The organism is Flammeovirga sp. SJP92, assembly GCF_001583495.1.
GTDB lineage: Bacteria > Bacteroidota > Bacteroidia > Cytophagales > Flammeovirgaceae > Flammeovirga.
The window spans coordinates 319743-339604 of sequence record NZ_LQAQ01000093.1 but is presented as its reverse complement, the minus strand read 5'-3'; the positions used below and the strand labels follow the sequence as shown (position 1 = coordinate 339604).

The following is a 19862-nucleotide window of genomic DNA, read 5'->3' as shown; positions in this document are numbered from 1 at the left end:
CAAAGCGTAAAGTTAAGACAAAAAACGGGCAATCTGTGAAGATCGCCCGCTTGATTATTATATATTAAGATACAACAGTCAGACTATTAGGAGTTTAACTCTTGTTTTCTTTCTAGTTTTAAGCATCTGAATCTTCAGCTTTGAACTGAATAATTTCCTTAATATCAGAAATGATTTTTTGAGCTAAATGCTCAGCAGTTTGTTCCGAAGCAGATTCAGAGTAAATACGGATAATCGGCTCAGTATTCGATTTTCTAAGGTGAACCCACTCTTTATCAAATTCGATTTTTACACCGTCCAAAGTATTTACAGGTTGATTAGCATACTTCTCTTCCATTTTTTGAAGGATTAGATCAACATCAATCTCAGGAGTCAATTCAATCTTATTTTTAGAAATATGGTAATCAGGATACGACTGACGCAACATGCTGGCAGAACCGTTGAATTTCGCCAATTTAGAAAGGAATAACGCGATTCCCACTAACGCATCTCTACCGTAATGAAGTTCTGGAAGAATTACACCTCCGTTACCTTCACCACCGATTACAGCGTTCGTATCTTTCATCATTTTCACTACGTTCACCTCACCTACAGCTGAAGCAGTATAAGTACCGCCATGCTTTTCAGTAACGTCACGCAATGCTCTAGTTGATGACATGTTAGAAACTGTATTGCCTTTTTTATGCTCTAAAACATAATCAGCAACAGCTACTAATGTATATTCTTCACCAAAAGGAGTTCCGTCCTCAGTAGTGAATGCCAAACGGTCCACATCTGGATCTACAATAATACCTAAGTGATAGTTTCCGTTTTGCAGCGTAGAACTTAATTCCGTGATGTGTTCAGGAAGTGGTTCAGGGTTGTGAGGGAATCTACCATTCGGCTCGCAGTATAACTCTTCAATTTGAGTTACGCCCAAAGCATTCAAAATTTTCGGTACAGCAATACCACCTGTTGAGTTTACACAGTCAATTACAACTTTGAAGTCTTTTGCACGGATAGCTTCAACATCTACCATTGGTAATGCCAAAATCTTCTCAATGTGTTTGTCAATGTAAGTGTCGTCGTGGGTAACTTTACCAGTTTTTTTGTAATCTACGAACTCAAAGTTGCCTTCCTCAGCATTCTTCAGGATTTCTCCCATTGCTTCAGCTGAAATAAATTCACCTTTAGAATCCAATAGTTTTAGGGCGTTCCAATTAGCGGGGTTGTGGCTTGCAGTTAAAATAATACCACCTGCAGCCTCTTCCATTTCTACTGCCATTTCAACAGTAGGAGTAGTAGAAAGACCCAAGTTGATCACATGAACACCCATAGCTTGAAGAGTACCAGAAACGATGTCGGCTAACCAACCACCAGAAACACGAGCGTCTCTACCTAATACTACTTTGTTGTTGTCAGAGTTTTCAAGGATCCACTTTGCATAAGTGGAAATAAATTTAGCTGCATCAATAGGGTTTAATGAATCTTCAGTAGATCCACCAATAGTTCCCCTAATACCAGAAATAGACTTAATTAATGTCAATGTCTCAAATTATTTGATTAGGCTACAAAAATAACGCTTTAAGTGATAGTGTAAAGAGAATTAACATTCTTATTTATTATTATTTAATAAAAAGTATATACCCTTGTGGGATAGTTTTGGAGGTGTAAATAATTGATATTTAGTAGTGTTGAGTCCTCTTTGTATAGTGTGAAATTAGGTTTTGAATAGTGAAAAATTAAACCATTGTTTAGTTCTATTTCCATGACATCTTTATTTTGATTCATATTTATAAAATGAGTCTCTTTTTGGGAGAAAAAAGATTGATGCTTTTTGACGATCGTTTCATATTCAAATTGGGCTTTTATACTGTCTCTTAATATAAAAGAATGCACTTTATTTTCATCAATGATACTAATAGCAGGCGTTCTTGATGCGTATAAATAAATTGCAGGCTGATGTTGAAGGTGTGTGATGTAAAACTGAAGGGTAAAGGTGAAAATCATAAGACTGATGAAGAGCCATTTTTCTTTTCTATAGACTAAAGTGATGTAAATAGTAATACTCAACAAAATGGCGGTATAAGGACTTATGTTCACAAAGGGCAGTTGTGGAAAATATTGAAAAATTGATAGCCACTTTTGAAAAAGAAAGTATACGATATCATAAGTATTGATCAATAATTCTAATGGAAGTTGAAGTGCATCAAAAAGAAGAATAAGCAAGCCATTATACATTAAGAGTAATGTAAAAAAGCCACTTAATAAGCCAGAAAATAAGCTATATGCAGGTATGTATTGGAAGAAATAAGAGGTAAAACTAATGGTGCCTAACTGAGCAAAAACTGAAACGATCACAATAGAAAGAAATGTTCTCCCTGCATAAGGTAGTTGTCTTACTTTTTCCCAATAAGGAAAAACACTAATGAAAAGGACGGCAGAAAATGATAGAATAAAACCAATATCAAAAAGTAGGTATGGATCGTAGAGCAGGAAACAGAAAGAGACAAAGCAGAGTAAATTCAAAAGGTTGACTTTCTGATGAAATGCTTGACCGATTATTAAAATAGAAAACATGCTGACGGCCCTTAAAATGGAGGGAGTGAAGCCTGCAATGGAAGCATAAAACCAAAGTAAGGGAAGGTAAAGGAGTTGTAGTTTTTGAGCAGTTCTGATATTCAAATACTTTCTCCAAAAGAAAATCAAATCCAATATTAAAACGATAATACCTACATGCATTCCAGATAATGCCAGTAAATGCATATTGCCAGTTTGTTGAAAGAGCTTGTATTCTTCTTGTTGAAGGTGGGTTTTGTCTCCTATCAGTAATGAAGAACTGATACCTTGAAGTGCAGATGGAAAAATTGTTTTAATTCTACCTTGGAGTTGATCTCTGAAAGTTGAAGAATATTTTCCCCTTTCGATCACTTCAACAGCATTAGTAGTGACTTTAAAATGTATATTTTTCCCAAGTAAATAATCACTATAATCATACATAAAAGGAAAATGATCCTTAGGAATGGGCTGTAGTGAATCTGAGACGAATACAAGGCTTTTTATAGAGAGATGTTCCTTCCCGAAATAGGTGAGCATTACATTATAATTGACTTCTTGATATGCTGGATGAGATAGGCTTTTGACTTTCGCAAAGTAACGCTTCACTTTTTCTTTTTCAGAAAGAATATCTACTATTTCTAAATAGATTTCATTATGTTTTGGAGGAATAACGCCTCCTTTTTTGATTTGAAATAATGTGAAACCCAATAGAAATACAGTAGAGAAAATGCAAATCGAAGGGAAAATTAATGATAAGTTTTTACGGTAGCCTACAAGTGATAGGATAAAAAGGAGTAATATACACCCAATTAATAATTCATTTAAAAGGAACTGATTTTCAATAAAAGAAGAAAACAGTATCCCTAGAATAAGAAATATATTAATTTTGAAAAAAGGAACATTATGAATCATTTTTTAGCAGTTGAGTTAGTTTTAGAGATTTTTGTTCCTCTAATATAAAGAAGATTTAATACCAATGAAAAAGCTATACCTATTCCTAATTTTGAGCATGCTCTGTTTTTCTTGTTCTCAGAAAGAAGATAATGAAACAGAGACTGAAGATAATTTCTTTGATTTTGATTTTTTTGATGATGAGGAGGAGCAGGAAGTCATTGAGGAAAAGGTTGTCCGAAAACCGCTGGATGAAACACCGAAATTAAAAACTACTGCTATTGAAATAGATCAATTGGAGGAAGTACCTATTGAAGAAGAAGTAGTAATAGAAGAGGAAAATATGGAAGAAGCAGATGAGCTTGAAGAAGTAGTTGCTGAAGAGGAAATGGAAGAAGAAGATAAATTGATTCTTATTGACTATCAAGAATTCAGAGTTCGATTCAAGGCCAAGGAAACTTTTGATGTGAATGAAATTGATTTTGAAGAAAAATTAAAAGATAAAGGCTTATTGAGAAGGTATAAAACCCAACAAAGTTACTTTGATATTTATGATATCGACAAAGCCATAAATTGGAGTGGCGCAGGTGATTTTGCCGAATTTGGTCAAGGTTTTTATGAACGTTCAAAAGAGGTATATAGTGGCAAATATGTCAATTTTGCCAAGCGTAAAGCTTTTATGTTTCATACTAAAATTTCCTTTGAGGAAGACCTGAATTACTCTAATATCAAAAAGTTGAAATCAGACCATGAAGTGGAGAATGATCATAAAGTAGAGGCCATAGTTGTATTTTTTGGAAAAGGCAATTACGGTTACAGGTATATCTATGAAATAGGAAATGAGCACGCAGAATTGACATCACAGACTATTGAAACTTATTAGATTTAATGGTCGTCAATAATGAATTTGAAATTAAAATTCACATCAATATGCGGGTCCACTTTTACCATACCCATCATTTTTTTGGGAGGAGTAAGGCCATAATCAAGAATGTTGATTTGCTTAGCACCTATGATTTGAAAGTTTTTACCTTCTAAATGTGGAACTTCATAAGTGATGTCCTCAATTCTTTCCTGACCAGCGATGATCATACTTACTTTTCCTTTGCCCTTGATTGTCTTGCCTTCAGCTTGATAAATGTACATTGAAAGTAATTTCATAGTAATAATTGGATACTCATCAGCATTCAATAATTCTGTGAATTCCTTATTCATGAGTGCAATACCGCAGTCAAAACATGTGACACAAAACTCTAAACCGGAATGTTGTACTTCGGTTAATTCATTGAAGATATTTTGTGTGAGTGTCAATTGACTTTTAATACCATTTTGAAAAACACAATCAAAAGTATTGATATTAGTTTTCCCGTCTATGTGCATACTTGTATTCGGAACCACTTCTAAAATATATTCAGTGGGAATATAATCTGCTTTTTGACTAAAAGCAGTAAATGAAATTAGGAAAAGTATAAGTGTATGAAGTAAGTGTCGCATCAAAGTTGAAAATCAGGTGGTAGATAATTCTATGTTGATGTGGATAATGCGTAGTAACAATTACCCACTCTTTGTAGTTACATTTAAAATTAATAGAAAAATAGGAAGACTTAAACAGTAACTTCTTAATACAATTTAAAAATGCCTTACTTTTATAATTATTATATTTTAAATTAAGTATACGGGCAGTATAGGATGCTTTTAATCTGCTATTTGGAGTCTAGCATTGACTTTTAATACTTTATTGCCACTGTTTTAATACTTAATTGAATGCACTATTGTAATTGTAGAAAAGGATAAAAATTTATACAATGAATCAAATTACACTCAAAGTAAAAGAAGTAGTTCATGAAACTTCTGATACAGTCACTATAAAGCTAAAGCAACCACTTTTTAAGAAAGTCCAATATCAGGCAGGACAATTCCTAACCATAATTGCAGAAGTAGGAGGCCAAAAGCTAAGAAGGTCTTATTCTATGTCATCAGCACCTCACCTTGATGCTACAATCGACATCACTGTCAAAAGAATTCCAGACGGAAAAGTATCCAATCATCTAAATGACAATGTGAAAGCAGGTGATATGTTGGAAGTGGTGGAACCTATGGGACAATTTGTTTACGAGCCGGATAAAGATACAGAGAGACACGTTGTACTATGGGGTGCCGGTTCTGGTATTACTCCTTTATTTTCAATGTTGAAAAGCTGTCTGTTTTTTGAGCCTAAATCAAAAGTAACTTTAGTATTTGGAAATAGAAATGAGGAGTCAGTGATTTTCAAAAAGTCGCTGGAGGAATTGAAAGAAAAATTTGAAGATAGATTGGAGGTGGTACATGTGATGTCGAGACCTTCAGCTCAGTGGGGAGGATTTTCTGGAAGAATCGATGATGTGGTAGCAATTAATATCATGAATAGATTGTCACTTGACCATTCAGAGCATTATTTATGTGGACCTGACGGAATGATGGATGCAGTCAGCAATGCTTTGAAAAGAAATAAAATGGCTTCATCAAAAATTTTTAAAGAAAGTTTCACACCTGTGTCAGGAAGTGATCACAGTGATAATGTTTCCTCAGAAAATATTTTATTGGTAGTAGACGGAGAAGAGCACAGTGTTTTTGTAGCTCCAGACCAAACCATTTTAGAAGCAGCATTAGAAGAAGGTCTAGATGTGCCATATTCTTGTCAGAATGGAGTTTGTACAGCTTGCAGAGCCAATTGTTCTTCAGGAAAAGTTGAGATGGGAGACACTTCTGTATTATCCCAATCGGAGATGGATAATGGTGATATCTTAACATGTATTAGTCATCCATTGGGTGGAAATGTTAAAATCACTTATGATTAATAACAATATTGATGTTCATTTACTTTTTTTGTTAATGAATCTTGGAATATTGAAATTTTAGTCGTTACTTTGAGTCATCAAGATTGAAGAAAAAAAGAACCCTTTACCTATAAGGTAAAGGGTTACTTCAACTCCTCTTCAATCTGTTCATTTCGCTAAACTTATATTTTTGAATATTCGACTATCAATTACTATCGACTTTTTTGATTAATAGAAATTTTTAGTAAAATATTTTTTCGTATCTATTTGTAAACAGTCTCTTTTCAGTCTATTCCTCTGACATTAATTAATCGACTGTATAATAAAGCAAGTAAACACAACTCCTCTTTCCTTTCTTCTTCTATTCATCTGACATTTATTATTTACTTACATAATGACTTAACGGGCTTACTCGTTTAAGGTTATGTTTATGGTATTTTATTAACGTATTTTTCCTTTTTTTAGGAACTCATAATCGCATCCATAGAAGGATTTGATTCTTGGGAAAGTACAAAAATAAAGGCTAGCACTGTTGTGTGCTAGCCTTTTCTATATGGTATTTTGTACCTGTTATTTGATGTTGCCAAAAGTGGTTAACAATTGTCTAACATCAGCCACCGTCTTAAGATTGTATCTAGCAGCAGAAGCTCCAATTCCTACTTTGATGGTATAAGACTTTTTAGGCATTGCCAAGAAAGTGTCTTCATCTGTTACATCATCTCCTGCGGCAAAAACGAAATCGTATTTATCATCCGCAAGGAATTTGACAGCAGCCTTTCCTTTATTGACATCCTGACTTTTCACTTCAACTACTTTGTTGCCGTGCATTACTTGAAGATTCATGTTTGATACCAAGTAATTTAAGTTGCCAACTAATTCATTTGCTCTCAGGTCACCAAAGTCTGCATCTGCTTTACGGTAGTGCCAAGCAATAGAGAAGGCTTTTTCTTCAACAAAAGAACCTGGCGTTCTATCTACATAACGATCCAGCATTCTGCTGATTTTAGATTTCCAATCAGAGTTAAGGTTGTCAATCATTTCAAAGTCTTGATCACCTCTTCTCAACCAAATACCATGTTCTGCAATGATATCTACTTTAAAATCTGCGAACCAATTTTCCAGTGTTTCTTTATCTCTTCCACTGATAATAACTACCCTGTTTTTTGGATCGGCAGTTAAGCTCGCCATAATTTCTTTTAATTCCTGATCTGGAGATACTGATTGTGGGTCTGCAGCAAATCCTTTCAACGTACCATCATAATCAAGGAATATGATACGTTTAGACGCTGCTTCATATTTTTCAAGCATTCTTTCTTGAGATTTTTTAGGCAATAGGCGAGAGTTCATCGCCATTTGTTTTTCTTTAATATTATCGAGTTGGTTCATAAAGATCTCTACCCAACGGTGTACATTGTAGCGCCTCACTTTTTTCTGCATCTCTTTCATCCTGCTGCGCTGTTCGTCTTCAGGCATAGTGAGAGCTTTGTATAAAGCTTCTACAATTTGGTTTTCATCATTAGGGTTGATCAATATTGCTTCTGAAAGCTCTTTGGCCGCACCTGCCATTTCACTAAGAATCAAAACACCTTGCTGATCTGTTTTACTCGCTACAAACTCTTTACACACGAGGTTCATACCATCACGCAAAGGTGTAACAAGTCCAACGTCAGATGCTTTATAAAGAGCAGACAGTCCATCAAAACTAAATGATCTGTAGAAATAATGAATTGGCGACCAATTCATACGGCTGTATTTACCGTTAATTTTACCAACCAAAGTATCAATTTCCTCTTTCAAGTGTTGATATTGGTCTACCTTGTCTCTTGATGGGACTACTAATAAGATCAAAGACACCTCACCTTGATATTCTGGATACTTTGATAAGAACTTATCAAAGCCTAATAAACGGTGCTTGATCCCTTTGCTATAGTCCAATCTGTCAATAGAAAGGATGGATTTATTTTTACTAAGCAGATCACCATAAGCAATTACTTTTTGTTTAGTCTTGCTAGAGTCTGCTGCTTTTTCAAATTTGTCATAATCAATACCCATTGGAAAGGCATCTACAGAAACTAATCTGTTTTTCACTTTTACAAGTCCCAATGAACTATCATAACCTAATAAACGGTTCACCGAACTTAAAAAGTGCCGCATATCGTCATAAGTATGGAAGCCAATCAAGTCAGCACCCAATACACCTTCTAAAGTTTCCTCTCTCCAAGGGAGCAAACGGAAAATCTCATAAGAAGGAAATGGAATATGTTGGAAAAAGCCGATAGTAGCATTTGGTAATGCTTCCCTAAGCATTCCAGGTAATAATAATAGCTGGTAATCATGTACCCAAATTGTATCTTCAGGCTCAGCATGTTCTAGGATGGCTTTTAAGAAAAGCTCATTCACATGAATATAAGAATCCCACAGTTCTTTTTCATAAGTGGCATATTCTGTGAAATAATGGAAGAGAGGCCATAATGTTTTGTTGCTATAACCTTCGTAAAACTTATTGACATCTTCTTTGGTTAAATACACTGGAGCCATATTGTCTTTTTTAAGCTCTTTTTCAATGTGTACTTTTTCCTGATCATCATGATCGTAAGTTCCAGGCCATCCGATCCATAAATTCCCCCCTTGCTTGTAAGTAGTGCTTAAACCTGTTGCTAATCCTCCTGAACTTGGGTGAAAGCTAAGCGATCCGTCCTCTGAACTTTTATTTACAGTGACGGGAAGACGATTAGAGACAATAATTGTTTTTTTAGACATGTTATTTGTTAGTTAAATAATCTGGTGATGAGATACCCGGTCAAAATATAAGACAGACTGAGGTATTCTAGAGCATGTTTGAAACCAAAATTTAAATAAAAGATAGGTTTCAGAAATGCTCTTATAATATAAACTGAAACACACGTTCCCAATTAAGGAAAATCCATACTCCTATACCTCCAAGAACAATTCCAATGCTTGATCCTAGAAGGAGCATTTTTTGGTTATGCTTTCTTTCTTTTAGTTTTATTTCGAGTTCAATTTCTTCTGGCAAATCAGAAATGAGAAGAAGGTGATTTTCTCTATCTTCAATTTTAGCATCATAATCTTTGAGTTCTTTCTCTTTAGAATCTAAAATGTCTTGATAATTTTCCAGTACATTCAGAACACTATCTTTGGAGTGCTTTAGTTCTTTAAATAAGTCATCTAATTCACCATCACTGATTGGTTTTTTCTTTTCAAACGGGAAATAAATATAAACCCAAAGTAAAATGGTAAAAAGTGAAAGACCACCTATCCACCACCAAAGATACTGTTGAATATTATGAATTAGTTGAAACCATACATCATTCATATAAAAAAATATTTTATTGGTATTAATACCTATTTGCATTAAAAAATGCAACTCTACAATTTACAATTATTAATTTTAAAGTGTATAAGTACTAGGGTAAAAGTTCTTTGATGAATTGAAATAGAAGTTTCAATTTGTTGTTTTGATCATAATCCTCTCAACAACTATATGCTTAATATTAAATACACGATATAATTGCAAGTTCTACTTTTTAAGAATACCAAAAAATCTATTTTACTTCAACTAATTAATATTGTAAGGAATCAAGGTAGGGTATTTTTATTTATACTTGTATAAGTAAATAGATGTTAACGATAAATTAACTACGATTTTAAATACTCTTGATTTTTATTATGTCAGAAGATGATTTCATAAGCAAAGGCAACGAAGCATTCAAAGATGGTAAAATAACACCAATCTCTTCTTCAGAAGATGAAGAGGAAAAGCTGTTGAAAAAAATTTCAGACCATACCAGTAATCTCTCTCTACCAAAATCTAAAACCTCTCATGACGATGCATGGAACAAAATTCAAAAAGATATTCATCAAAATACTTTTCAGGTAGAACGAAATCCTAATGTGTTTGAAAAGTTATTGAGCTCAAAAACGATTACAAGAATAGCCGCTGTCATTGGCGTTTTCGTAGGGTTATACGCATTGTGGTTTTTTACCAATGATATCGAACGTGTCACAGCCAGAGATGGTATGATGGAATATACTTTCCCGGACGGTTCAAAAGCAATGCTGAAAAAGGGATCTTCAATTGAATTTCTAAAAACGGGTTTTGATGGACAAATCTATCTGGACGGGCATGCTCAGTTTGATGTACATGACGATGGCGATGATGATCATAATTTTGAAGTAAAAACAAATAGGTCAATTGTTTTTGCTAATGATGGAAGTAAGTTTGATTTAAGAGATGATCAACATATTTTTCAGCTGACTAACCTTGGGGAATCATCAATCTCATACATTGAGGAACACAGTGTGGCTAAAAAATCATTGAGTTTGAAAAGTGGCGAGATATTGGAATCATTTGATGCACAATTTTCAAATCCAGTGCAAAGAGATTTATCACATACAAAATGGGTAGATGGAAACTTTGCCTATTATGAAGCACCTATTTTAATGGTAATTGATGATATAGAAAAGCACTTTGGGGTAATTATTGAGCATAAACTACATGCTTTAGACTTGTTTTTTACAGGGAAGTTTGAAAATAACGGTATTGAAAATGCATTGATGGAGGTTTGTTCACAATCTTCATTAGAATATATATTGAATGAAGAAAAGATTATTTTACAGCAAAAAAAATAGCTTTATATCTTCTTAAAAAAACAACCCCCATGTACAAAAAGTGCATGGGGGTTATTTGTATTATCAGTTATTGAACTTAGACTTTGATCTCTACGTCAACACCTGAAGGTAGGTCAAGCTTCATCAAAGCATCAACTGTCTTTGGAGAAGACGAGAAGATGTCGATCAAACGCTTGTAAGTACAAAGTTGGAATTGCTCACGTGATTTCTTGTTAACGTGTGGTGAACGAAGAACAGTGAATTTTTCTTTCTTTGTTGGAAGAGGTACAGGACCTGCAACTACAGCGTCTGTTTTCTTTACAGCCTCAACGATTTTACCAGCAGACTTGTCTACTAAGTTGTGATCGTATGACTTAAGCTTGATTCTGATTTTTTGTGTCATATCTTTTGTTATGATGCTAGCCGTCCACTAGCGGATTATATATTTCATAAACTCTGAATCTACCGTTGTAGATTCAGAAGTTTATGATTATTGACAATTTATAATTACTTCTTAGCTTCAGCAATTACGTCTTCAGCAACGTTTCTTGGTACTTCTTTGTACTCAGAGAAAGTTAATGAAGCCGATGCACGACCTGAAGTAATAGTACGAAGGTCAGTTACGTAACCGAACAATTCTGATAAAGGTACATCAGCTTTGATTACAACTGCACCGTTTGAGATCTCTTGTCCTTTCGGAAGACCACGACGCTTGTTGATATCACCGATTACCGCACCGGTGTATTCGTCTGGAGTAACTACAGAAACGTCCATGATAGGCTCAAGGATGATTGGCTGACAAGATTTTGCTGCCGCTTTGAAACCTAATTTAGCTGCTAATTCGAATGATAAAGCATCTGAATCGACATCATGGTAAGAACCGTAGAATAAACGAACGCGCATTGCGTCGATTGGGTAACCTGCTAAAGCACCGCTGCCCATAGCTGCTTCGAAACCTTTTTGTACAGCTGGGATAAATTCTTTTGGAATTACACCACCTTTGATTTCGTCAACAAACTGAAGACCTGGCTTAACAACACCGTCCTCATCTGGCTCAGCTGGGCTAAGTTCGAATTGGATATCGGCGAATTTACCTTTACCACCTGTTTGCTTCTTGTAAGTCTCTCTGTGTTCAGTAGAACCTTTGATAGCCTCACGGTAAGCAACTTGAGGAGCACCTTCGTTGATTTCAACGTTGAATTCTCTCTTAAGACGGTCAATGATGATTTCTAAGTGAAGCTCACCCATACCTCTTAAGATAGTTTGACCAGTTTCGTGGTCAGTTTCAACTGTAAGCGTTGGATCCTCTTCTACTAGTTTAGCGATAGCCATACCTAATTTATCTACGTCACCTTTTGTTTTAGGCTCAATAGCAATACCGATTACCGGCTCAGGGAATACCATCTCTTCTAATACGATTGGAGCACCAAGCTCAACAAGAGTATCACCAGTTTTGATGTCTTTGAAACCTACACCCGCACAGATATCACCTGCCTCAACAAAAGGAATTGGATTCTGCTTGTTCGAGTGCATTTGCATCAAACGAGAGATACGCTCTTTTTTACCAGTACGCATGTTCAATACATACGAACCAGCTTCTAATGTACCAGAGTAAGCTCTTAAGAAACATAAACGACCTACGAATGGGTCAGTAGCGATCTTAAATGCTAACGCTGAGAATTTATCTGAAGCATCTGCCTTACGAGTCTCCTCTTCACCTGTTTCAGGGTTAGTACCTACTGTGTCAGGTAAGTCAAGTGGAGATGGTAAGTAAGAACAAACAGCGTCAAGAAGTGCTTGAACACCTTTGTTTTTGAATGCAGAACCACACATTACTGGAGAGAATTCCATGTTCATAACAGCCTTACGAACTGCAGCACGAACTTCATCAGCAGTAATTGAATCTGGGTCTTCGAAGAATTTCTCCATCAACTCCTCATTGTGAGTAGAAACCGCCTCGATAAGGTTTTCTCTCCACTCAGCAACTTCGTCTACCATGTCAGCAGGGATGTCGATTACTTCGTAAGTAAATCCTTGGTCAGCCTCATTCCAAACGATAGCTTCGTTTGTAATCAAGTCAACAACACCTCTGAAACCTTCTTCAGCACCGATTGGTAATTGTAAAGGAACTGGAGTTGCACCCAATTTCTCTTCAATTGTTTTCACTGCTTTCAAGAAATCTGCACCAGCACGGTCCATTTTGTTGATGAAACAGATACGAGGTACCTTGTAGTCATCAGCTTGACGCCATACAGTTTCAGATTGAGGTTCTACACCAGATACTGCACAGAAAAGTGCTACAGCACCATCAAGAACACGAAGTGAACGCGCTACTTCTACTGTGAAGTCAACGTGACCAGGAGTGTCAATGATGTTTACTTTGTACTCTTCTGAAGCTGGAGTAGCCTTACCCTGCTCAGTAGGGTAGTTCCATGTAGTGGTTGTAGCAGCAGACGTAATAGTGATACCACGCTCTTGCTCTTGCTCCATCCAGTCCATAGTAGCAGCTCCGTCGTGTACCTCACCAATTTTGTGAGATTTACCTGTGTAATAAAGGATACGCTCTGTAGTCGTAGTTTTACCAGCATCAATGTGAGCCATGATACCGATGTTCCTTTGGTGCGAAAGATGGATCTTCTTAGCCACGGATTATTAGAATCTAAAGTGTGAAAATGCTTTATTTGCTTCTGCCATACGATGAGTATCATCTTTTTTCTTCACTGCAGCACCCTCTCCACGAGAAGCGGCAATGATTTCGGCAGCTAAACGTTCTTTCATAGTACGCTCGTTACGCTTTCTAGACATAGTGATCATCCACTTCATGCCTAAAGATTGCTTACGATCTGGACGTACTTCTACTGGCACTTGGAAAGTAGCACCACCTACACGGCGAGCTTTAACTTCCACTGCAGGCATTACGTTAGAAAGACCTTTCTTCCATACGTCTAATGCGTCAACAGTTTCGCCTTCTTTTGAAAGTTTTTGCTCAACGATTTCTAACGCGTTGTAGAAAATGCTGTATGCAATACTTTTCTTTCCGTCAACCATTAAGTTGTTAACGAATTTTGTTACCATAGTATCACCAAATTTAGGATCTGGTAATACGTAGCGCTTTTTAGGTTTTGCCTTTCTCATTTCTCTAAAGAATAAATAATTTAAGAGATGCCCTTACTGACAAAATTGTCTTTGCTTCAGGACTTGGACTTTAATTAATTTTTTAAGTAAGTAGGTAGAGATTACTTCTTAGCTTTCTTAGTACCATACTTAGAACGACGTTGACCACGTCCTTCAACACCAGCAGTATCAAGTGCTCCACGAACGATGTGATATCTCACACCAGGAAGATCTTTAATACGACCACCACGAATCAAAACGATTGAGTGCTCTTGCAAGTTGTGTCCTTCACCTGGGATATAAGCATTGACTTCCTTACCGTTAGTCAAACGAACCCTTGCTACTTTACGCATCGCCGAGTTAGGCTTCTTAGGCGTAGTAGTATAAACTCTTGTACATACTCCTCTACGTTGAGGGCATGAATCTAATGCAGGAGATTTAGATTTTAAAACAATCTTCTTTCTTCCTTTTCTAACAAGTTGTTGAATAGTAGGCATTTACTTAAATTTTAATTTAAATGCGTCTAACGTTCGATACTATTAATTCTCGAATGCAAAAATTTTACAGTGGGCAAAGGTATCAATTATTTACGTGAAATCCACATCTTATTATAAACAATTTGTTATGAGAGTGTTATCATTGATTAATAATCGTGTTAATAAAAGCTAAACGTCTATTGTGGAAAGAATTAATGGAAATTTGATGCTTGAATAATAGTTCATTAACTATTCATTTTTTTGTGGTCAGTTATGGTATGGAATCCTATTATTTATCCTAACTTTACTTTTAGTGTGAAAATAATCTTAATTTTTACACATTTGTAAGCGTATGTTTAGAATATATTAAACCAAGAAAATGAGGAGTTTTAAACATACGGTTAGTGTCAACATTACTAAAAAATTTTTATGCTCAATTTACGTAAGTTTTTATTTCTTACTTCTGCCTTCTTGTTTGCCGCTGTTACCCTATTTGCCCAAGAGGAGCAAAAGAAAAAAACAGAGGTGTATGTTACAGGTGGTTTAGAAGTTATTTTATCTGGAAATACAGGTCTGAAAATAGATAATCAAGAGTTGAATAGTGGGGTGGTACGTTTTGCACCTGTGATCAACTGGCAGTCTTTGGTGAATTTTGACTTCAACCCTCATTTCGGACTTTTTACAGGAGTTGGTATAAGAAATGTCGGAATGATTTTCGATGTGCCTGAAGCTGTAAAGGATCCAACACTTGATGGTCCTGTACGTAAGAAAGTGAGGTCTTATAATTTAGGTATTCCAGTAGGTTTTAAAATTGGCAACTTGCATGGCATGTTCGTCTACGCTGGGTATGAGTTTGAAATTCCATTGCAATACAAAGAAAAGACATTTGTTTCTGAGAGAAAGCAAGATAAATTTTCTGTTTGGTTTACAGATCGTGTTGAATTCCAGCATAGTTTAATGTTGGGAATTCAGTTTCCTTATGGCACAAATTTGAAAATGAAATATTACCTGAACAATTACTTCAACTCTTCATGGGGTGAAGGACAATCTAAAATGGTAGGCACTACAATGAACTATAATCAGTTGACTGGTAATGTGTTCTATGTTTCATTGAATTTCAATATCTTCAAAAATACGAAGTTCTATTATTCTGAATATGAAAAGAAACATACTTTCCCAGAAAGTTAGAATTTATAAAACCTGAAAAAATAGAGAAAGGGATGTAAGAATTGAATCTTGCATCCCTTTTTTAGTAGAAAGAAAGACAGTAGTGAATTATCTGATATTTTTTATTTTTTGTTATCAGGAGTGCTTTTAATGTCTAATAGATTGGTTTCTTTATCAAGGTCTTTTGAGATCGTAAAAATAAAAGTGCTTCCTTCTTCTTTATTATTTTCAGCCCAAATGTCTCCTTTGTGTTTACTGATGACTTTTTTGCAGTTAGCCAAACCTAAACCACTTCCATCGTAACTGGTATTCAGACGAGTAAATGTATCAAAAATGGCTTCTTTCTTATCTTCATTAATTCCAATACCATTATCAGTAATTGTAAATTTCCAGTGTTGTACTTGTGAAAAAGATTTGATAGTAATTACAGGTGCCGTGTTTTTGTTTCTGAATTTTAATGCATTTGAAATAAGATTCAAGAAAACCTGATACATGCCAAGTTTATAGCATTTGATCTTAGGCAGGTTATTTCCTCGGATAATTTTCGCAGAAGAATCATCAATATTAAATTTTAAATCATCCAGCACATCATCAATTAATTCATCCAAAGAGACATTTTCTGTTTTTTTGAAAATACTTTCATTACCGAAATCCAAGAGTGACATAACAAGACTTCTGAGCCTTTTGATGGATTTATCAATCAATTCAAGCTCTTCTTTATTCTTACTATCTTCTAATGATAAGTCAATCAACTGTGAAATACTATTAATAGGAGACCGGATGTCATGACAAGCATGATATACAAAATTTTCAATCTCTTTATTTTTCTGAAGCAGTTCCAGTTCAATTTTTTTAGTTTCTGTAATATCAATAAAAGCACCTATGAAGGATGTGCATTTTCCAGTCTCATCATATTCAAAACCGCTGTCTCTAGACAAGCACCACACCCATTCTCCTTTTTTAGATTTTATACGGTATTCAATAGTAAATATTTGTCCCTCTTTTGAATGCCTTACTTGCTTGAGGTGTTGAATGATATTTTCTCTGTCGCTGGGATGAAAGAGTGAAATGAAATCTTCCTTGTCCATAGTATTGATTTCCTCCCGTGTGTATCCAAATATCTCGGTATACTTTGAATTGGTATATTCAGTAGTAGAACTTTGAAGATTATAGAGATAGATACCATTTAAAGCATTCAAGTCTACTTTCTCAATGAAGTTTTTCCGTTCAATCAACTGTTTCTTGATATTATAATCATTCGTGACGTTTCTTGTGATGAGATTTAGGCGGAAAATTTCTCCATTTTTAATGACTGGCGTGACTGTCGTAGCATAGTGTAAAGCTCCCAAGGGAGAAGGGAAATCAATTTCATAAGATTTAGCAACTCCCGTTTCAAAAACAGAATTAAGTATATTTTTTACTAAATCTTTAGTATACTCACTGGGAAGCAAGTCGATAAGGTATGCCCCCAAAACCTTTTCTTTATGAAGTCCAGGTGAAACGTGGTTGATATAATGGATCTTGTATTCTCGGTCTATTTGAAATAAATGATCCGTATTGTGCTCAATTAATGAATAATAGAGGTCCAGCTTATCCTTAATGGGATTTTTGTATTTGAAAAATCGGTTGATGTCAACAATCAATGCTATTGCCTTTCTAGAACCATCTATATCAACACTGCTTAATGATATTTCAACATCAACAATACTTCCGTTTTGATGTACAATTTCAATAGGATCAGTATTTCCCATTTTTCGGGTTTTGGGCTTTCTGAAAAATGAGTTGAATTTTTGTTTATGCCCTGGTATACTACCTGAAGGCATTAGAATGGACATTGGTCTTCCAATTAAGTTTTCAGGCTTATACCCTAACGTTCCAGTGATAGCATCATTGGCGAATTCGATGATTCCTTCACCATTAACCATAATAAGGGCTTCTGATAGGTTTTTTAGTATAGCAAGTTGAGAATCCAAAATTGTAAATAGTTTATAGTTTTAGGGTGAATCCTTGAATAAGGAAATGTTGCTTTTTTATGAATGCCTCATTTTAATAGAAATTAGCGAGTAGGTGTCATAAATAAAAAGTATATCGTAAATGCTTTTCACTGATAACAGAAATATTAAATTTTATCTTTGATTTGTCTTGATTTAAAGAGGTTAAATGAAAAAAAGACCTCATAAACTATAAAAGCTTATGAGGTCTTTTGAGAGAACAAATAATACTAATGAGCATTCTTCAACTCCTGATTGATGGCTTTCAACTCTGCATTGAAAGCTTTTTTGTCAGTAGCTCCACAAATACTCATGAGTGAACTTGATGTTCCTTTATTAATTTTTTTGTTTTGTGCTTTCGCTTCTTCAACAGTGATCTCACCACTTTTTTTCTTCTTGGCAATTTGTCCAGATTTGTTCATTTGAGTTAATTTCAACTCATAAACCTCTTTGGTCTTTGCTTCATCCAGATCATACTTTTCAGCAAGTGCTTCAGAAAAGTGTTTTGCCTTCTTTTGTTTTTTGTTCATTTTTCCATCTTGTGCAAAAGATGTAAGTGTAATAAGTAGTGCTGCAAGAATAAATAAATACTTTTTCATTTCAGTAAAAATTTTGTTTTTAAAAATCACTATGCTCATTCCCATAATTTTATAATGGTAGCATAGAAGTCACACACGAATAAAAAATCGGTCATTAAAGCTTGTTCTTTAATGTGTCTTAAAATTACTCAAAATATATTATTTATCAATTTTATTCTGAAAACAGGGTGACATTTTAACGTAAGGTATATAACATAGTGTAAAACAGTTATTCACTTTAAAATTTAAGAAAATGAAAAAACAGCTATTATTAATCTCATTGGCCCTAGTTTCTATGTTCACATTTGCCTCTAATAACCCAGAAGATGATGGAGGAAAGTCTACGAGTGCTGCTGCAGTAAAAGCAGAAAGTCATGTGAAAATCTATAAGGGACTTTATTTATCAATGGAAGACATTGAAGTAGAAAATTATATCATTAATGAGTTAAATGGGAAACCCGAAACGAATGGAGATTATGCAGTAAAGTTTTTTGATCAAGATGCTTATATGCGTCCAATTTATGATGAAGGAAAACTAGAAAGAGTGGAAATCATATTAAGAGCACAATATTCTGATGATGTGATTAGTAACTTAAAAAACTTAGAGGCGACTCTAGCAGCTACTGAAGGCTGGAAAGAAAACAAAGCTTCTGATGAACAATGGTTATTTGAAAAAGACCTTGATAAAACAGTTGATAATATGAATCAGATTACAATTTATACTTATGGTATACACTCTGATAAAGTAGGAGGTGGATGGCATTCGCAGATTCAAATAGCACCACGTTTTGAAGGACAGCCTTTATCTGAGGAAGAACTGAATGAGAGAAGTCTGGAATTACAATCTTTGATTAACTAAAAGTCTGGATTAAGAAATATGGATTTATAAAGAATAAATGGGTGTGCAACAATGTACACCTGTTTTTTTGTGCTAATGTTTTTAAAGTCTGTTCTAAGATGAATTTTCTTTTTTAAATTGATAGTAATTATTATTAATGCCATTAAAATGAAGAAATTATTACTGAGCCTAAGTTTTCTATTGGGCACGATTCAACTCACTATGGGACAGAGTTTAAATACAATGCAATGGTTTAATGCTCCAGAAAAATGGAGTGTTGAAGGAAATAGTTTGAAAATGCAGGTGACTCCACAAACAGATTATTGGAGAAAAACCCATTATGGATTTACGGTAGATGATGGCCCTTTTATGTATGATTTAAGAGGCGGAGAATTTGAGGTGTCTGTGAAAATCACTGGAGCTTATAAAACACGTTTTGATCAAATGGGACTAATGCTTCGAATTGATGAGAAACATTGGATTAAAACAGGTATTGAATATGTAGATGGAGATTATAATTTCAGTGCTGTAGTAACTAATGAACATAGTTCTTGGAATTATGTTGCTTTAGAAGGAAAGCCGGAATCTATTTGGATCAAAGCTGTTAGAAGGCAAGATGCAGTAGAGATCTTTTATTCCTTAGATGGAAAAAAATATACTTTAAGCAATCTAGCCTACCTTCCAGATCATAAGCCTGTAATGGTAGGAATGATGGCGGCGAGCCCTGATGGTGATGGTTTTGAAGCGACTTTTGAAGAATTCAAAATCAAACATCTTGCAGATGAGAGAAGATTGGAGTGGTTGGAAAGGAATAAAGAATAATC

17 protein-coding genes are annotated in these 19862 nt (G+C 34.9%); 6 read left to right on the top strand and 11 right to left on the bottom strand.

Translation table 11 applies throughout. The features are described 5' to 3' along the window. Window positions 1-118: 118 nt before the first annotated feature. Entirely contained in the window at window positions 119-1525 is a 1407-nt protein-coding gene (gene glmM, locus AVL50_RS22210) for a phosphoglucosamine mutase (protein ID WP_062618634.1), read from the bottom strand. 83 nt (window positions 1526-1608) lie between these two features. Further along, window positions 1609-3450 (bottom strand): ComEC/Rec2 family competence protein, encoded by a 1842-nt coding sequence (locus AVL50_RS22205; protein WP_062618633.1) that lies wholly within the window; start codon window positions 3448-3450, stop codon window positions 1609-1611. Between the two features lie 64 nt (window positions 3451-3514). On the opposite strand from AVL50_RS22205, the gene AVL50_RS22200 reads away from it, so the two are divergent. Then, window positions 3515-4312 carry a hypothetical protein gene (locus AVL50_RS22200; RefSeq protein ID WP_157491492.1) on the top strand — a complete coding sequence of 266 codons (798 nt, stop codon included), beginning with the start codon at window positions 3515-3517 and terminating at the stop codon, window positions 4310-4312. Between the two features lie 2 nt (window positions 4313-4314). Here the strand turns inward: AVL50_RS22200 and AVL50_RS22195 are convergent, their stop codons facing one another. Beyond that, complete coding sequence (locus AVL50_RS22195; RefSeq protein WP_062618631.1) at window positions 4315-4923, bottom strand: YceI family protein; 609 nt, start codon at window positions 4921-4923, stop codon at window positions 4315-4317. 311 nt (window positions 4924-5234) lie between these two features. Between AVL50_RS22195 and AVL50_RS22190 the strand changes: the two genes are divergently transcribed. After that, complete coding sequence (locus tag AVL50_RS22190) at window positions 5235-6266, top strand: ferredoxin--NADP reductase (protein WP_062618630.1); 1032 nt, start codon at window positions 5235-5237, stop codon at window positions 6264-6266. A gap of 549 nt (window positions 6267-6815) precedes the next feature. Here the strand turns inward: AVL50_RS22190 and AVL50_RS22185 are convergent. Next, a complete protein-coding gene (locus tag AVL50_RS22185) occupies window positions 6816-9005 on the bottom strand; it encodes a bifunctional alpha,alpha-trehalose-phosphate synthase (UDP-forming)/trehalose-phosphatase (RefSeq protein ID WP_062618629.1) in 2190 nt (729 codons plus the stop codon). A gap of 121 nt (window positions 9006-9126) precedes the next feature. Beyond that, on the bottom strand, window positions 9127-9579 hold the full coding sequence (locus tag AVL50_RS22180; RefSeq protein WP_157491491.1) for a hypothetical protein: 453 nt from the start codon (window positions 9577-9579) through the stop codon (window positions 9127-9129). 353 nt (window positions 9580-9932) lie between these two features. On the opposite strand from AVL50_RS22180, the gene AVL50_RS22175 reads away from it, so the two are divergent. Then, complete coding sequence (locus tag AVL50_RS22175) at window positions 9933-10895, top strand: FecR domain-containing protein (protein WP_062618627.1); 963 nt, start codon at window positions 9933-9935, stop codon at window positions 10893-10895. 76 nt (window positions 10896-10971) lie between these two features. Here AVL50_RS22175 and rpsJ read toward each other — a convergent pair whose 3' ends face one another. The 4 genes from rpsJ to rpsL form a co-directional block, all read right to left on the bottom strand. Next, window positions 10972-11277, bottom strand: coding sequence for a 30S ribosomal protein S10 (rpsJ, locus tag AVL50_RS22170; protein ID WP_044202335.1), 306 nt, complete (start codon window positions 11275-11277; stop codon window positions 10972-10974). Between the two features lie 104 nt (window positions 11278-11381). Next, on the bottom strand, window positions 11382-13520 hold the full coding sequence (gene fusA, locus AVL50_RS22165) for an elongation factor G (RefSeq protein WP_082795960.1): 2139 nt from the start codon (window positions 13518-13520) through the stop codon (window positions 11382-11384). Between the two features lie 6 nt (window positions 13521-13526). Then, window positions 13527-14009, bottom strand: a complete 483-nt coding sequence (gene rpsG / locus AVL50_RS22160) for a 30S ribosomal protein S7 (RefSeq protein WP_062618625.1) — start codon at window positions 14007-14009, stop codon at window positions 13527-13529. Between the two features lie 101 nt (window positions 14010-14110). Then, window positions 14111-14485, bottom strand: coding sequence for a 30S ribosomal protein S12 (gene rpsL / locus AVL50_RS22155; RefSeq protein WP_062618624.1), 375 nt, complete (start codon window positions 14483-14485; stop codon window positions 14111-14113). 408 nt (window positions 14486-14893) lie between these two features. Between rpsL and AVL50_RS22150 the strand changes: the two genes are divergently transcribed. After that, complete coding sequence (locus AVL50_RS22150) at window positions 14894-15652, top strand: hypothetical protein (RefSeq protein ID WP_063850837.1); 759 nt, start codon at window positions 14894-14896, stop codon at window positions 15650-15652. A 101-nt stretch (window positions 15653-15753) separates the two neighbouring features. Here AVL50_RS22150 and AVL50_RS22145 read toward each other — a convergent pair whose 3' ends face one another. Continuing rightward, on the bottom strand, window positions 15754-17604 hold the full coding sequence (locus tag AVL50_RS22145) for a PAS domain-containing sensor histidine kinase (protein WP_062618622.1): 1851 nt from the start codon (window positions 17602-17604) through the stop codon (window positions 15754-15756). Between the two features lie 248 nt (window positions 17605-17852). Further along, window positions 17853-18221, bottom strand: coding sequence for a hypothetical protein (locus tag AVL50_RS22140; RefSeq protein ID WP_157491490.1), 369 nt, complete (start codon window positions 18219-18221; stop codon window positions 17853-17855). Between the two features lie 232 nt (window positions 18222-18453). Between AVL50_RS22140 and AVL50_RS22135 the strand changes: the two genes are divergently transcribed. Both AVL50_RS22135 and AVL50_RS22130 read left to right on the top strand, forming a co-directional pair. Then, window positions 18454-19059, top strand: coding sequence for a hypothetical protein (locus tag AVL50_RS22135; RefSeq protein WP_157491489.1), 606 nt, complete (start codon window positions 18454-18456; stop codon window positions 19057-19059). A gap of 147 nt (window positions 19060-19206) precedes the next feature. Next, window positions 19207-19860 carry a DUF1349 domain-containing protein gene (locus AVL50_RS22130; protein WP_062618619.1) on the top strand — a complete coding sequence of 218 codons (654 nt, stop codon included), beginning with the start codon at window positions 19207-19209 and terminating at the stop codon, window positions 19858-19860. Window positions 19861-19862: the final 2 nt, after the last annotated feature.